The following is a 15002-nucleotide window of genomic DNA, read 5'->3' on the forward strand; positions in this document are numbered from 1 at the left end:
GCAAGGACGGTTTTCTTCTGCTGCGCGGTGAGAGCCACGACGTTCCTCCTAAACGCCCCCGGGGAACGATATGTTCCTTGGGGCGCAAAAGAGAACAGGCGTCAGCCGGCTTTCGAAAGAAGCGCGGTCACTTTTTCGTAATGTCGAGATCGAACACCATCAGCCCGTCGGTGCCGCCTTCGAGCGCTGCGACCAATCGGGCGCCGGCGCGCTGATGCGCTTCATGCACGAGATAGGCGTCGCGGGCGGCGGCATCGCGGAAGTCGATGGTGAAGGCATGGCTGAAGCCGCGCGCGAACGGCTCCGGGCTGACATTGGTGCTGAAATGGACCGTGTCCATGCCGTCGACAACGGAGCGCAGTGCTTCGAGATCGGCTTGGATTGCCGTGCGCTCGGTGGCGGGCACATCGCTGCGGAAGCGTACGAAGACGCAGTGTCTGATCATTGGTTCGTTCTCCTAAGTGGCTATGCGGCCCGATTGCCGGAGAACACCGCCGGCGGAAGCGGCTCGCGGCCGAGGATGATGTCGGCGCCTTTTTCGCCGACCATGATGGTCGGCGCATTGGTGTTGGAGGAAGGCACGCGCGGCATCACCGAGGCATCGCAGACGCGCAGGCCCTCGATGCCGCGCAGACGCAGGTCCGGTGTGACCACCGCCATATCGTCATGGCCCATGCGGCAGGTACCCACGGGGTGATGGTCGGTCTTGGCGGTGCGGCAGGCATAGTCGATCAGCTCGTCATCGCTGGCGAGCGATGGTCCGGGCAGCACCTCGCGCAACACGTAAGGCGCAAGCGCCTTCTGCCGCATGATCTCGCGCGCAAGCCTGAGGCCCTTGATCGACATGGCGCGGTCATAAGGGTCCGACCAATAGTTGGGATCGATCAGCGGGTGGTCGGCCGGGTCGGCGCTGCTCAGCCGCACCGTGCCGCGCGAGCGCGGGCGCAGGAAGGCCGAGTTCAAGGTCACGCCGGGGTTCTTCAACCTCTCGACGCCGGCCTCGATGCCGGAGCCCAGTCCCAGATGGAACTGGATGTCGGGCGAGGCGGCGGTCGGATCGGCGTACCAGAAGCCGCCGGTCTCGAACAGGCTGGAGGCGACCGGCCCTTTCTTCAGCAGCAGATACTGCAAGCCGGCCCACGCGGTGCGGTGCAGCTTGGCGTAGTTGTCATAGGTGTGGTCGCCGGTGCATTCGGCGATGACGAACAAATCGAGATGGTCCTGCATGTTGGAGCCGACACCGGGCAGATCATGCACCGGCGTCACGCCGACCGATTTCAGGTGATCAGCCGGGCCGATGCCCGACTGCATCAACAGCTTCGGCGAACCGATGGCGCCGGACGAGACGATCACTTCGCGCTCGGCGCGCATGATGGTCTTCTCGCCGCCGGGTTTGTCGACGATCTCGACGCCGATGGCGCGGCCTTTCTCGACCACGATGCGGGTGACCAGCACATCGGTTCGGACTGTCAGGTTCTTGCGGGCGCGGATGGGCTTCAAATAGGCGACCGAAGCGGATGAGCGCCGGGCGTCCTTCTGGGTCAGCTGGTAGTAGCCGACGCCTTCCTGGCTAGCGCCGTTGAAATCCGGGTTGAAGGGGATGCCCATCTCTTGGCCGGCGCGGAAATAGGCCTCGCAAATCGGCAGCGGCGAAATCGGGTTCGACACGCCGAGCGGCCCCTGGTCGCCGTGAAAATCGTTGGCGAAGCGCTGGTTGTTCTCGGCGCGCTTGAAATAGGGCAGCACGTCGCGATAGCCCCAGCCCGCGAGGCCCTCTTCCTTCTCCCATGCGTCGTAGTCGCGAGCGTTGCCGCGCGTGTATATCTGGGCATTGATGGACGAGCCGCCGCCGACCACCTTCGCCTGCGTATACCAGAAGACGCGGTCCTGCATGTGCCTCTGCGGCACAGTCGACCAGCCCCAGGAAGCGATGCCCTTGGTCATCTTGGCAAAGCCCGCCGGCATGTGGATGTAGGGGTGCCAGTCCTTGCCGCCGGCCTCGAGCAGCAGCACGGAATTCGCTGGATCCTCGCTCAGCCGGTTGGCCAGAACGCAGCCGGCCGGGCCGGCACCTACGATGATGTAGTCGGTCATAACTCTATCCACCTACAGTCGAGGCACGGAGAGCGCGCCGTCGACATTGATAATCGAGCCTGTGGAAAAGCCGAGCTTGCCGGCGGCAAGCGTCGCCACCACGGCGCCGATGTCCGATGCTTCGCCCCAGCGTTTTGCCGGCACCAGGCCGCTGTCGATAAGCGCGTCGTATTTGGCTGATACGCTCGCGGTCATGTCGGTGCGAATGATGCCGGGCCGCAGTTCGAACACGCCGATGTTTTCCGGCGCAAGCCGTAGCGCCAGGTTCTTCACCCACATCGAAAGGCCGGCTTTCGAGATGCAGTAGTCGGGGCGTTCCGGCGAGGCCATATCGGCGCTGACCGAGGTGATGGTGATGATCGAGCGCGGATGATTGCTGGGAGCCGCCAGCATCGCCTTGGCGACGGCCTGGCTAAGGAATACGGTGCCGCGCAGATTGATGCCGAGCGCACGGTCGAAGTTTTCGGGCGTCAGTTCCAGCAGATCGCCGCGCACCACGGCGCCGATGCCGGCATTGTTGACGAGGCAGTCGATGCGGCTGAAGGCACGTATGGCGGCGTCGACGAGGGCCGTGTGATCCTCGAGGTTGGCGATATCACAACGGACATAGGCGAACTCCGCACCCCGTGCGGTGATGTTGGCGGCCAGTTCGTCCGGCGCTTGTTCGGCAAGGTCGGCGATCAAAATGTCGAAGCCGTCCCCGGCCAGCGCCTCGGCGCAGGCGAGCCCAATGCCGCGCGCACCGCCGGTGACGATTGCTGCGGGGCGGGTCATGCCGCGAGGTCCGTTCGGCGAATATGCTCGGCCACGCGCAGCGCCTGTGCCGCAATCGACAGCGCCGGATTCACGGCGGCCGAGTTCGGCAAAAAACTGGCGTCGACAACGAACAGGTTCGGGTGGTCGAAGGCGCGGCAGAAAGGGTCGAGCGGCGACGTCGCCGGATCGTCGCCCATTTTCACCGTGCCGCACTGGTGCGAGGGCGTGCGCTTGTCGAAGGGACGCGACAGCACGATGGGATAACCGCAGGCGCGGAAGTTCTCACGCATCACCTTGGTCAGCCCGTCCAGCGACTGCATGTTGGAGCGCCGCCATTGCATGACGATGTCCTTGCCGTCGACCATGATGCGGCTTTCCGGATCGGGCAGATCCTCGCACATCAGATACCAGTCGACGGCGCGACCGGCCATGTAATCGAGCGCGAATTTCGGCACGCGTTTGACGTTGGCCTTCAACATGTTGCCGTCGATCTTGCCGAGCAGTTGGACGTTGCCGAGCGGCTTGCCGCCTTTGCCGTCGGAGAGATAGTAGTCATTCAGCATAAGCGTCTTCTGGTAGACGCTGTCGTTCCTGCGGCGCGGATCGATCGCCAGCATGGCGCTCGAATTATGGTTCATGAAATTGCGGCCGACCTGGTCGGAGCTGTTGGCGAGGCCTTTGCCATCTGGTGAAGGCGAGCGCAGCAGGATGACGGCGGAATTGACCGCGCCGGCGGACAGGATGACCAGCTTCGGCGCGACTTTCTTCAGCTCGCCATTCTGACGGTAGTGAACGGCAGCGATGCTTTTGCCGTCGGACGACGCTTCGAGATATTCGACATGGCAGCCGGTTTTGAGCCGGATATTGCTGTCCTTAAGTGCAGCCGTCAGCGGTCCGGTCTGCGCATCGACCTTGCCCTGGGCGGTGTTGGGGAATGCGTCCCAGCCGGTCTTGCCCTCTTTCAGCCAGGTGTCGATGTCGACGCCTAGCGGCAGCGAGGCCGGATGCAGGCCGAGGCCTTTCAACTCGGCGCGGGCGCGCGCAATCGGCGCCTCGTCGGGCACCGGCTTGAAGGCATAGGGGACCGAGTGGAACGGTTCGGTCGGATCCTCGCCGAGTGAGCCGCGGACGCGAAACAGCTGCTCGGCTTTCGAATACCAAGGCTCGAATTCATCGTAGGAAAACGGCCATGCCGGCGAGACGCCACCGAAGTGCTCCATGGCGGCGAAATCCTCTTTGCGGTAGCGGATCAGCACCGCGCCGTAGAATTTCGAATTGCCGCCGACATAGTAGTAATTGCCGGGGTTGAAGGCGCCGCCGCCGGCCTCGCGCCACATCTCCTTCGGACGGTAGTGGCCGTCGACGAAGATGGAGCGCGTGTCGCGGGCATGCGGCGTTGCCGTCAAGGGCTCGCCGCGCTCCAGCATCAGGATCGAGGCACCGCTGCCCGCCAGGCCGGATGCGATCGTAGCGCCGCCGATACCGGAGCCGATGATGACGATATCGGGGCTGACCATCTCGATCAGCGGATGCGGTGTTCGGTCGCCGGATCGAAGAACACGGCCTTGGTCAGGTTGAAGGCGAGCGGCATGCTGGTGCCCGGCTGGATGTTGGCGTCGGCCCGCAACCGCGCCACCACGCCCTTGCCGCCGAGGTTGGTCACCGCGAACGTGTCGGACCCTGCCGGCTCGACCACTTCGATGTGCAGGTCGGCAGTGGCAATGTTGGAGGCGTTGCGTTCCGCACCTTCCGGATCGGTCAGCGCTTCCGGGCGCACCCCGAAGAAGATCGGCTTGCCCTGGAATGCCGAAAGACCCGCCGGCGCGTTGGCCATCGGCAGCGTGATCGGCTCGCGCGCCTCGCGCTCCAACACGACGGACAGCGCATTGCCCGACGTGGCAATGGTCGCCGGGATCAGGTTCATCGCTGGCGAACCCATGAAGTCGGCGACGAACAAATTGGTCGGGTTGTTGTAGATCTCGGCCGGGGTGCCGAACTGCTGCACCTCGCCGTCGCGCATGACGGCGATCTTGGTAGCCAGCGTCATCGCCTCGATCTGGTCGTGGGTGACGTAGACGATGGTTGTGCCGGTGGTGGCATGCAGGCGCTTGATCTCGATGCGCATGTCAACGCGCAATTTGGCGTCGAGGTTGGACAAAGGCTCGTCGAACAGGAACAGCTTGGGGTCGCGCACCAGTGCCCGGCCCATGGCGACGCGCTGGCGCTGGCCGCCGGAAAGCTGGCTCGGCTTGCGCTGCAGGAGGTGGCCGATCTGCAGGACCTTGGCCACCTTGTCGATCGCCTTTTGGCGTTCGTCGGCCGGCACGCCGCGCATCTCCATGCCGAAGGAGATGTTTCCGGCCACCGTCATGTTCGGATAGAGCGCATAGCTCTGGAACACCATGGCGATGTCGCGCTTGGATGGGTGCAGATCGTTGATGGCGCGGCCGTCGACGCGGATTTCGCCCTCGGTGATCTGCTCCAGGCCGGCAATCGTGTTGAGCAAGGTGGACTTGCCGCAGCCGGACGGGCCGACCAGCACCAGGAAGCCGCCCTTTTCGAGCTCGACATCGATGCCCTTCAGGATCTCGACATTCCCGAAGCGCTTCTTCAGCCCATCAATTTCCAGAAAAGCCATGGTCGTTCCTTCCGAATTGATCAGCCCTTGACCGCGCCAGCCATCAGCCCGCGCACGAAATAGCGGCCGGCGACGACGTAGACGATCAGGGTGGGCAGAGCCGCGATCATCGCGGCCGCCATGTTGACGTTGTATTCGACGACGCCGGTCGAGGTGTTGACGACGTTGTTGAGCGCCACCGTCATCGGCATGGAGTCGCCTGTGCCGGCGTAAGCCGAAGCGAACAGGAAGTCGTTCCAGATGTTGGTGAACTGGTAGATGACGGTGACGACGAAGATCGGCATCGAGTTCGGCAGCATGATGCGGCGGAAGATCTGGAAGAAGGAGGCGCCGTCGACCTGCGCCGCCTTGATCAGTTCGTTCGGGAACGCCTCGTAATAGTTGCGGAAAAACAGCGTGGTGAAGCCGATGCCGTAGACGACATGGACGAAAACCAGGTTGACCGTCGGATTGCCGAGACCGAAGGTCGTACCCGTCGCATTCTGCAGCTTCACGCCGAAACGTCCCAGGCTGCCGAGGATGGTCGCCATCGGCAGCAGCACCGACTGGAACGGAATGAAGCAGGCAAACAGCATCAGCCCGAACACCAGCGTGGCGCCGCGAAAACGCCATTTGGTCAAGACGTAGCCGTTGAGCGCGCCGAGCATGGTCGAGATCAGTACGGCTGGAACCACCATCTTGATCGAGTTCCAGAAATAGCCCTTGATGCCGGCGCAGGTTAGGCCGACGCAGGTCTCGCCCCAGGCCTTCAGCCACGGGTCGAAGGTCGGCGCCTTGGGCAACGCCAGCATGTTGCCGTTCTGGATCTCGTCCATGGTCTTGAACGAGGTCACCAGCATGACGAACAGCGGCATCAGATAAAACAGCGCAAACAGCGCCAGAAGCCCGTAGATGACGATGCGGTTGAGGGTCTTGGTGCTGATGCCGCCGGAGGCCTGTCGGGAAGCAGCGGGACGGGCAGGGGTGGCGACAGCGCTCATCGCGGCTTCTCCCGCAGTTCCGAATAGAGATAAGGCACGATGATGGCGACGATGGTCATCAGCATGATCACGGCACTGGCCGAGCCGACGGCCATTTCGTTGCGCTTGAAGGTGTACTCATACATGAAGTTGGACGGCAGCCAGGCCGAGCCACCGGGGCCGCCGCTGGTCAGCGCCACCACCAGATCGTACGACTTGATGGCGAGGTGGGCGAGCACGATGAAGGCCGACAGGAAGATTGGCCGCAGCAGCGGAATGACGATGCGGCGATAGAGCTGGAAGGTGGTGGCACCGTCGATCTGCGCCGCCTTCATGATCTCGCCGTCGATGCCGCGCAGGCCGGCCAGGAACATCGCCATGATGAAGCCGGAGGCCTGCCAGACGCCGGCAATGACCACCGTGTAGATGACGAAATCCTTGTTCTTGATCCAGTCGAAATGGAAGCTTGTCCAGCCCCATTGATGCAATGTCTGTTCGAGGCCGAGGCCCGGGTCGAGGAACCATTTCCAGGCGACGCCGGTGACGATGAAGGACAGCGCCATCGGGTAGAGATAGATCGGCCGCAGCACGCCTTCGCCGCGGATCTTCTGGTCGAGCAGGATGGCCAGGAACAGGCCGAGCGCCAGGCAGATGGTGATGTAGAGAAAACCGAAAATGCCCATATTGACGATCGACGTGTACCAGCTCGATGGCGGGTCGGAGTCGAACGTCCAGCCCCATAGCCGTAGGTAGGCGCGCGGTCCGGTGATGACATAGGACGGAAAAGTCTTGGAATTGGTGAAGGACAGATAGACCGTCCACAGGATGAAGCCATAGACGAAGACGATGGTGATGGCGAAGCTCGGCGCCAGCACAATCTTCGGCAGCGCGTCCTGCAGTCGCGCGCGCACGGAGGGGCGAGACCGCTCGGGCGTCAGCTTGATCTGGGTTGTCGCTACACTGCTCATAGGGCTCCTCCCGTTCGGGTCGTCCGTGCCTGCCGTCAGGCGGCAAGGCGGCCCCGTGCATACGGGTCTCTGGTCGGCATGGTGTTCAAAAGGGTTTCACCGTTTCACGGAAACGGCGAACCTCTCTAACTCTTTCTTTCACGCAATTCCGGCCGGAAAACCGCTCACACTTTTCCTGGAATTGCGCCAGCCGGCCAATCCTGAGGCGAACCTTCCCCGCCGAAGCGGGGAAGGTGTCTTGCTGGCCAGCGCTTACTTGGCGTCGTCGATTGCCTTGACCAGTTCGGTCACGGCTTCGTCCGAGGTCTTGATCTGACCGTGGACGAACTTCGAAACGACGTCCTTGTAGGCATTGGCGACCGCCGGAGGCGCGCCATAGCCCTGGGCAAGCGAGCCGAACAGTGTGCCGCCTTCGTTGGCAGCCTTCAGGTCGGCGATGCCCTTCTTGCCGCACGCGTCGAAGTCGGTGTCCGGAACGTCGGTACGGGCGGGAACCGAACCCTTGACGACGTTGAAGGCGGACTGGAAGCTCTTCGACAGGGTGGCGGTGGCCAACGCGACCTGGGCGGCCTTGCGGTCGTCCGGAACGTTGAACATGCCGAACATGTCGGAGTTGTAGACCACCGAGCCTTCCGTGCCCGGGAAGCGATAGCACAGGAAGTCGGTGCCCGGCGTTTTCTTGGCGGCGTTGAACTCGCCCTTGGCCCAGTCACCCATCACCTGCACCAGGGCATCGCCCTTGATGACCATGGCGGTGGCAAGGTTCCAGTCGCGGCCCGAGAAGTTCGGGTCGACATAGGTGACGAGCTTGGCGAGGTTGTCGAACGACTTCTTCATCGTGTCCGACTTGAGGGACTCGTCGTCGAGGTCGTTGAAGGCCTTCTTGTAGAACTCAGGTCCGCCGGTCGACAGCACGACCGAGTCGAACATGGTGGCTTCCTGCCAGTTCTGGCCGCCAAGGGCGAGCGGAATGACGCCAGCCGCCTTGGCTTTGTCGAGCAGGGCGACGAAGTCGTCGAAGGTCTTTGGCTCGGTGCCGCCGATCTTGTCCATCACCGCCTTGTTGATCCACAGCCAGTTGACGGAGTGGACGTTGACCGGAGCAGCGACCCACTTGCCGTCATAGACGGAGAACTTCTGCAGGGCTGCCGGAACCGACTTGTCCCAGCCTTCCTTCTTCGCCGTCTCGGTCAGGTCGCCCATCACGCCGGCCGCCGCATAGTCGAGCACGGTGTAGCCGAGCATCTGCGACGCGGTCGGGTAATTGCCGGCCGCGACCATCGCCTTCAGCGCAGTCATGGCGGCGCCCCCGCCACCACCGGCCACCGGCACGTCCTTCCAGGCATAGCCTTCCTTGGCAAGGTCGCCCTTGAGGACGTTGAGAGCAGCCGCTTCGCCGCCCGACGTCCACCAATGCAGCATCTGCACTTCCTTGACGTCCTCGGCATGGGCCGAGAAAGCAAAGGCCGTCGCCAGAGCCGTTCCGATAAGCAGTTTGCGCAACATGTTCTACCTCCCTTGTTGCATTACACGACCGGTGGAAGCCCCACCGGGTTCTTCCAAACTCAGCCGACCCACCAACCGGTGCGCTGGCCGCGATGAAACTGGATTGTCTTTTCCTCGGTATAATCCTCGACAGCGCGTTTGCCGAGTTCGCGTCCGATGCCGGACTGCTTGTAGCCCCCGAATGGCAACTCGGGAAAGCCTTCCATGAATGTGTTCACCCAAACGGTCCCCGAACGCACACCACGCGCCACCGACATACAAGTGTCGATGCTGGCGCTCCACACCCCTGCAGACAGACCATAGGGCGTGTTGTTGGCGATGTGCAACGCCTTTTCAATCGATCCAAAAGTCAGCACGGAGAGCACCGGGCCAAACACTTCCTCGCGCGCAATAGCCATGTCTTCGGTAACGCCGCGGATGATGGTCGGATCGAGGTACTGGCCGGCATTGGACGCCAATTGGCCGCCACCGGTATAGACATTGCTGCCGTCTTTTGCTGCCGCCACGACGTAATCCGCCACCTTGGTCAGATGGTCGGCGGAAATCATCGCGCCAACCTTGGTTCGGTCGTCGAGTGGGTCGCCGACCGTTACCTTGGCGGTCAGGGCCTTGACAGTGGAGAGGAAATCGTCGGCGATGGCTTCATGCACGATCAGCCGGCTGCCGGCATTGCAGCATTCGCCGGCGTTGAAGAAGCCGCCGAACACTGCTGCGTCAGCGGCCGCCTCGAGATCGGCATCGGGGAAGACGATCTGGCCGTTCTTGCCGCCGAGCTCCATCGAGACTTTCTTCAGCGACTGCGCGGCGGAAGCCATGGTCATCTTGCCGACGCGGGTAGAGCCGGTGAACGACACCATCTCGACCAGCGGATGGCTGACCATCGGCCCCCCGACATCGGCGCCGAGGCCGGCCAGGATGTTGACGACGCCCGCGGGCAGGCCGGCCTGCATCAGGATGTCGCCGAGCACGAAGGTCGAGGCCGAGGTCATTTCGCTCGGCTTGACCACCGCGGTGCAGCCGGCGGCGAGCGCGAAGGGCAGTTTCTGGCTGACGATCAGGAACGGGAAATTCCACGGGGTGATGATCGAGACGACGCCGATCGGCTCGCGCAGCACCACGCCCAGCATGGCGTCGCCGAGATTGGCGTAACTCTCGCCGTGCAGCGTGCGGGCGAGCGAGGCGGCATAGCGCCAGATGTCGACGGCGCCGCCGATCTCGCCGCGCGCCTGGGCGATCGGCTTGCCGGGTTCCAGCGCATCGAGGCGGGCGATGTCTTCGAGCTGGGCCTCGATCAGGTCAGCCGTCTTGAGCAAGATCGCGGCGCGCTCGGCCGCCTTCGTGCGCGGCCACGGGCCGGTCTCGAATGCCTTGTGCGCGGCCTGCATGGCCGCCTCCACCTCGGCCTCGCCGGCCTGCGCATAGCGCGAAACGGTGAAGCCATGGCCGGGGCTGTTGCGCGCAATCGTGCGGCCGTCACGGGCATCGACATGCTTGCCGTCGATCAGGAGCTTGTAAGCCTTCGGCGCCTTGGACGCCTCGGCCGGCATGGAAATGTTGAGCGGTGCGTTCATCATGCTTTCTCTAGGATCTTGAAAAGGCCGGCTTCTGCTTGGCCTTGAAGGCGCTCACGCCGGCTTTGAGGTCGCCGGTCAGCGCAACGAAGCCGCTGGCGAGCGCCTCGGTGGCGGCCGCACTTTCCTCGCCTTCGGCGACTGCGATCATCAGCTTGGCGGCTTCGGTTGCGAGCGGCCCGCGCCCGGCGATTTTTTCGGCCCAAGTCCTGGCCTCTGCCAGCGCCTGGCCGGTCTCGACCACGCGGTCAACGACGCCGAGGGCAAGCGCGTCGGAGGCGGCAAAGAGCTCGCCGCCGAGTGCCATGCGGCGCACGATCTGGGCCCCAAAGCGGCGCACGGCGCGCTGCGTGCCGGACCAACCGGGGACGACGCCGATCGATGTCTCGGGAAAGCCGAGCTTCACCTGCGTTTCGGCGACACGGAAGTCGCAGGCGACCGCCAGCTCCAGCCCGCCACCCAGCGCATGGCCGGAAAGCACCGCGATGGTCGGCTGCCGCAGCCGCGCCAGTCGGTCGAAGACACGGTGGCCGTAGCGCACCCATTGCACCTGAAAGTCGGCAGCGCTCATTTGTGCCCAGGCCTCGACGTCGCCGCCGGCGCAAAAGCCTTTGCCTTCGCCGCGGATCAGCACGACGCGCACGCCTTCAGCCATTTCGGCTTCGTCGAGCGCTGTCTCGAGCGCGCGCAGCATCGGAATGTCCAGCGCGTTGAACTTCTCCGGCCGGCGCAGCGTGACGATGCCGATGGCGCCGTCCTGCTCGAAGGTGACGAGGCGCTCAGCCATGCGCGCCTCCGAGCGAAGCGCCACCATTCAGCGACAGGCCGATCGGCCGGTCCTGATAGAGAGCCGCCGGCGTGACCTTGAGATCGTTGGCGATGCCGAGCGGAATCTCTGACTGCGCCAGCACATCGCGTTCGAGGTCGATGCCGGGCGCCAGTTCCGTCACCATCAGACCGTCCGGCGTCAGCTTCATCACGCAGCGCTCGGTGACGTAGGTGATGTCCTGCCCTTGCGCGACGGCGCGCTTGCCGGAGAAGGAGATGTGTTCGACCTCGTTGACCACCTTCTTGACCTTGCCTTCTGCATCGATGCGGATGCCGCCATCGGCGAGCGACAGTTTTGCGCCGGCATTGAAGAAGCCGGAGAAGACGATCTTTTTCGCCCGTGCCGTGATGTCGACAAAGCCGCCGGCCCCGGCGGTGACATGTGGCCGGGCCGAGAGTTTCGACACGTTGACGGAGCCATGGCGGTCGATCTGCAAGAAGGAGAGCAGCGAGGCATCGAAGCCGCCGGCCTGGAAATAGATGAACTGGTGCGGCGAGGGCATGATCGCCTCGGCGTTGGAAGCGCAGCCGAACTTGAAGTCGAGCAGCGGCACGCCGCCGACCGCGCCCTGCTCGATCACCCAGGTGACCTTGCCGTGCTGGCCTTCCTCGAGAAGGATACGCGGCACATTGGCCGAGATGCCGAAGCCGATATTGACGGCCATGCCATCGCGCAACTCCATGGCGACGCGGCGCGCGATTACTTTCTGGATGTTCATTTCGGCGTTGCGAAAGCTTGACAGCGGGCGGAAGATCTCGCCCGAAATCGCCGGGTCGTAAGGCGTCAGCGTCGTCTGCAACTGGTCCGGCGCCACCACGATGTGGTCTACCAGCACGCCGGGCACGCGCACGTCATGCGGCTTCAGCGTGCCGTTCTCGACGACGCGCTTGACCTGCGCAATGACGATGCCGCCATTGTTGCGCGCGGCAAGCGCCTGTTCGAGGCCGCCGAGATAGGCGCCCTCATGTTCATAGGTCAGGTTGCCGCGCTCGTCGGCGGTGGTAGCGCGGATGATCGAAATGTTGGGCACGATCGAGCGGAAATAGAGCCATTCCTCGCCGTCGAACTGCTGCACCGAGACGATCGGCTCGCTTGCAGCCGCGTTCATGGCGCAGCCCTGGTGGCGCGGGTCGGCAAAAGTGTCAAGGCCGACCTTGGTCAGCACGCCCGGCCGCTTGGCGGCGGCCTCGCGGTGCATGTCGAACAGGATGCCCGACGGCACATTGTAGGCGGCGACCGAATTGTCGCCGATCATCTTCCAGATCTGCGGCGGCTCGGACGAGGAGGGGCCCGAGGGATAGGAGCCGCAGAGCGTGCGCTTCAACAAACCGGGCTTGGCCAGATGGTCGATGCCCTTGATGCCATACATGTCGCCGGCGGCGATAGGGTGCAGCGTGGTGATATTTTTCGGATGGCCTTCCGCGTCGAAGCGCCCGCCGATGGCGGCGAGCACGGCGTCCGGGCAGCCGAGCCCGCTCGACGACGAGACCGACACGGTCATGCCGTCCTTGATGAGGTTGGCGGCCTGCTGAGCGGAGACGAGCTTGCTCACTTGGCGCTCCCGAGTTTCGGCTCGATGGCAACCGCCTTGCCGGATTTCCCGGACAGCAACGCTGCTTCGGCCGACGCCAGCGACCAGACGCCGTCCTCGCCGGTGGCGGAGGGCTGGCCTTCTCCACGCATGGCGGCATGGAACTGGCGCAGCGACCTGGCGTAGAGGTCTTCTCGGTCGAAGCTCAGTTCTTCCTCGCCTTTGGCGGTGCGTAGCAGCACCGAGCCGACTGGCTTCTGCGTCATCACATTTTTTGCGATCAGCGAACCTTCGGAACCATGCACCTCAAAGCCGGTATCGGCGAACTTGGTTGTGAAGCCTTCATGCGACTGGGCAATCAAACCGGACCTGAAGCGCCAGATGCACATGGCACCGTCTTCCAGCCCGCTGCCGGCCATGCCGGCCAACTGGGTGAAGGCCGAAATCTCGACCGGGTCGTCGCCGAGCACGAAGCGCAGCGTGTCGGCATCATGCACGGTGATGTCGAGCACCACGCCGCCGCCGGCCTCAGGCTTGGTAATGCGCCAGCCCTGCAGGTTTTCCGGCAAATAGACGGAATGGAAGACGCGCGCGGCAATCGGCTTGCCGATATGGCCGGCTGATATGGCGTCGCGCATGGCGCGGTGGGCGCCGGCATTGCGCAGATGATGATTGGTGCCAAGCACGACACCGGCTTCCTTGGCGGCGGCGACCATTGTGCGCGCGTCGGCGCTGTTCAGCGCCAGCGGCTTTTCGCACAGAACATGCTTTCCCGCGTCGATCGCGGCCAGCGCCTGTTCGAGATGCAGTTCATTGGTGGTCGAGATGTAGACGGCGTCGATGTCGGCGCTGAGCAGGTCATCGAGCGTCGAGACGGCAAGCGGGATGTTGTGTTCATCGGCATAGGTCTTGGCGCGCTCCGGGCTGGAGCTCATCACCGCTGATATTTCGCCACCCTCTTGCGCGCGAATGGCGTTGATCATGAACTGTTTGGCGATCGTGCTGGCGCCGATCAGTCCCCATTTGACGCTCATGCCGCGTCTCCCATTCCTGCTGATGTGTCCTGGGTGCCGCGATCGGGACCGCAGCTGTCCCTGACGACCAGATTGACGGCGCCGATATGGTCCTCGGCATGCGTGATGCGCGACTGGATCATCTTCAGCATGACGTGGGCGGCGCGTTCGCCGAGGCCGGGTGTGTCCACCGAGACGCTGGTCAGCGCCGGCATATAATGCTCGGCCTCGACCACGTCGTCGAAGCCGACGACGGCAAAGTCCGCGCCGGGCTCCAGCCCGCGCTTGCGCAGCGCCAGCATGACGCCGAAGGCGACGGCATCGTTGAAGCACAGTGCCGCCGTCGGCGGCTCGGCCATGGCAAGGGCGGTTTCCAGGCACGCGATGCCGCCCCTGCGGCTGGTCTCGCCTTCGACGACAAGCACGTCGCGCCTGGCAATGCCCAATGTTTCGCAAGCTTCACGAAAACCGCCCAGGCGCTCCTGATAGACGACCAGGTCGGAGGTGCCGCCGAAGAAGGCCAGCCGGCGATGGCCCTTGCCGATCAGATGGGCGGCGGCGAGATACGCGCCGCGATGGTTGTCAGGAGCGATCACCGGGAGGCGGCTGTCCGGCAGGCGGCGCATGGCGAAGACGACCGGCACGCCCGCCATCTCGAGGCGACGGAAGGCGCCCGGCGTGGTGCCGCGTGCCGGTGACACGATCAGGCCTGCGACGCCCTGTTCCATCAGCGACTTCAGCACTTCTTCCTGGCGCACCGGGTTCTCCGCCGTGTTGGCGATGAAGGGCACGATGCCGGCCGACTGGAAGACGCGCTCCATGCCGACCGCCAGCTCGGCGAAAAAGGGGTTGGTGAGATCGTTGATGACCATGCCGATGACGTTGGAATGGGCTTTGCGCAGATTGGCGGCGCCGCGGTTGTAGACATAGCCGACATCCTCGATCGCCTTGCGAACCTTGACCGCGGTTTCAGGCCGGATCAGCCCTGAGCCTTGCAGCACAAGCGACACCGTCGATTTGGACACACCAGCCTCGCGGGCGATGTCCAGGATCGTTGCCTTGGCCCGGCTGGCCATGTCGGTGGTTTCCTCCGCTTAGATGGGCAAATCTATTGGAACGTTCTAATCACTCTGCCAA

The 15002-nt window shown here is 63.8% G+C and carries 13 protein-coding genes; all 13 read right to left on the reverse strand.

The annotated features are described in order from the left end of the window. Positions 1-127 precede the first annotated feature (127 nt). The 13 genes from NKH35_RS11075 to NKH35_RS11135 all read right to left on the reverse strand — a co-directional run bounded on the left by NKH35_RS11075 (position 128) and on the right by NKH35_RS11135 (position 14941). Positions 128-445 carry a Dabb family protein gene (locus NKH35_RS11075; protein WP_352914483.1) on the reverse strand — a complete coding sequence of 106 codons (318 nt, stop codon included), beginning with the start codon at positions 443-445 and terminating at the stop codon, positions 128-130. A 20-nt stretch (positions 446-465) separates the two neighbouring features. Further along, positions 466-2094 carry a GMC family oxidoreductase gene (locus tag NKH35_RS11080; protein WP_023691834.1) on the reverse strand — a complete coding sequence of 543 codons (1629 nt, stop codon included), beginning with the start codon at positions 2092-2094 and terminating at the stop codon, positions 466-468. A gap of 12 nt (positions 2095-2106) precedes the next feature. After that, the gene (locus tag NKH35_RS11085; protein WP_352914486.1) at positions 2107-2868 is read right to left on the reverse strand and encodes a 3-ketoacyl-ACP reductase; all 762 of its coding nucleotides are present in this window, start codon (positions 2866-2868) and stop codon (positions 2107-2109) included. Beyond that, positions 2865-4367, reverse strand: coding sequence for a GMC oxidoreductase (locus tag NKH35_RS11090; protein WP_023695637.1), 1503 nt, complete (start codon positions 4365-4367; stop codon positions 2865-2867). The genes NKH35_RS11085 and NKH35_RS11090 overlap by 4 nt, the downstream gene beginning before the upstream one ends. Before the next feature lie 5 nt (positions 4368-4372). Then, positions 4373-5488: an ABC transporter ATP-binding protein gene (locus NKH35_RS11095; RefSeq protein ID WP_352914489.1), complete on the reverse strand. Its 1116-nt coding sequence runs from the start codon at positions 5486-5488 to the stop codon at positions 4373-4375. A 20-nt stretch (positions 5489-5508) separates the two neighbouring features. Continuing rightward, entirely contained in the window at positions 5509-6468 is a 960-nt protein-coding gene (locus tag NKH35_RS11100; protein WP_023814627.1) for a carbohydrate ABC transporter permease, read from the reverse strand. Further along, positions 6465-7415: a carbohydrate ABC transporter permease gene (locus NKH35_RS11105; protein WP_352498621.1), complete on the reverse strand. Its 951-nt coding sequence runs from the start codon at positions 7413-7415 to the stop codon at positions 6465-6467. Before NKH35_RS11105 ends, NKH35_RS11100 begins: the two co-directional genes overlap by 4 nt. Before the next feature lie 252 nt (positions 7416-7667). Then, positions 7668-8921 (reverse strand): ABC transporter substrate-binding protein, encoded by a 1254-nt coding sequence (locus NKH35_RS11110; RefSeq protein ID WP_352914494.1) that lies wholly within the window; start codon positions 8919-8921, stop codon positions 7668-7670. Between the two features lie 59 nt (positions 8922-8980). Then, positions 8981-10492, reverse strand: a complete 1512-nt coding sequence (locus NKH35_RS11115) for an aldehyde dehydrogenase family protein (protein ID WP_352914573.1) — start codon at positions 10490-10492, stop codon at positions 8981-8983. Between the two features lie 10 nt (positions 10493-10502). Next, positions 10503-11279 (reverse strand): enoyl-CoA hydratase/isomerase family protein, encoded by a 777-nt coding sequence (locus NKH35_RS11120; RefSeq protein ID WP_023671185.1) that lies wholly within the window; start codon positions 11277-11279, stop codon positions 10503-10505. Next, positions 11272-12873, reverse strand: coding sequence for an acyl CoA:acetate/3-ketoacid CoA transferase (locus NKH35_RS11125; RefSeq protein WP_023747126.1), 1602 nt, complete (start codon positions 12871-12873; stop codon positions 11272-11274). Before NKH35_RS11125 ends, NKH35_RS11120 begins: the two co-directional genes overlap by 8 nt. Beyond that, complete coding sequence (locus NKH35_RS11130; protein ID WP_023820638.1) at positions 12870-13886, reverse strand: Gfo/Idh/MocA family protein; 1017 nt, start codon at positions 13884-13886, stop codon at positions 12870-12872. Before NKH35_RS11130 ends, NKH35_RS11125 begins: the two co-directional genes overlap by 4 nt. Continuing rightward, positions 13883-14941 carry a LacI family DNA-binding transcriptional regulator gene (locus tag NKH35_RS11135; protein WP_352914498.1) on the reverse strand — a complete coding sequence of 353 codons (1059 nt, stop codon included), beginning with the start codon at positions 14939-14941 and terminating at the stop codon, positions 13883-13885. The genes NKH35_RS11130 and NKH35_RS11135 overlap by 4 nt, the downstream gene beginning before the upstream one ends. Positions 14942-15002 lie beyond the last annotated feature (61 nt).

The sequence above is a fragment of the Mesorhizobium sp. M1143 genome (assembly GCF_040318435.1).
In the GTDB taxonomy this organism is placed as follows: Bacteria; Pseudomonadota; Alphaproteobacteria; order Rhizobiales; family Rhizobiaceae; genus Mesorhizobium.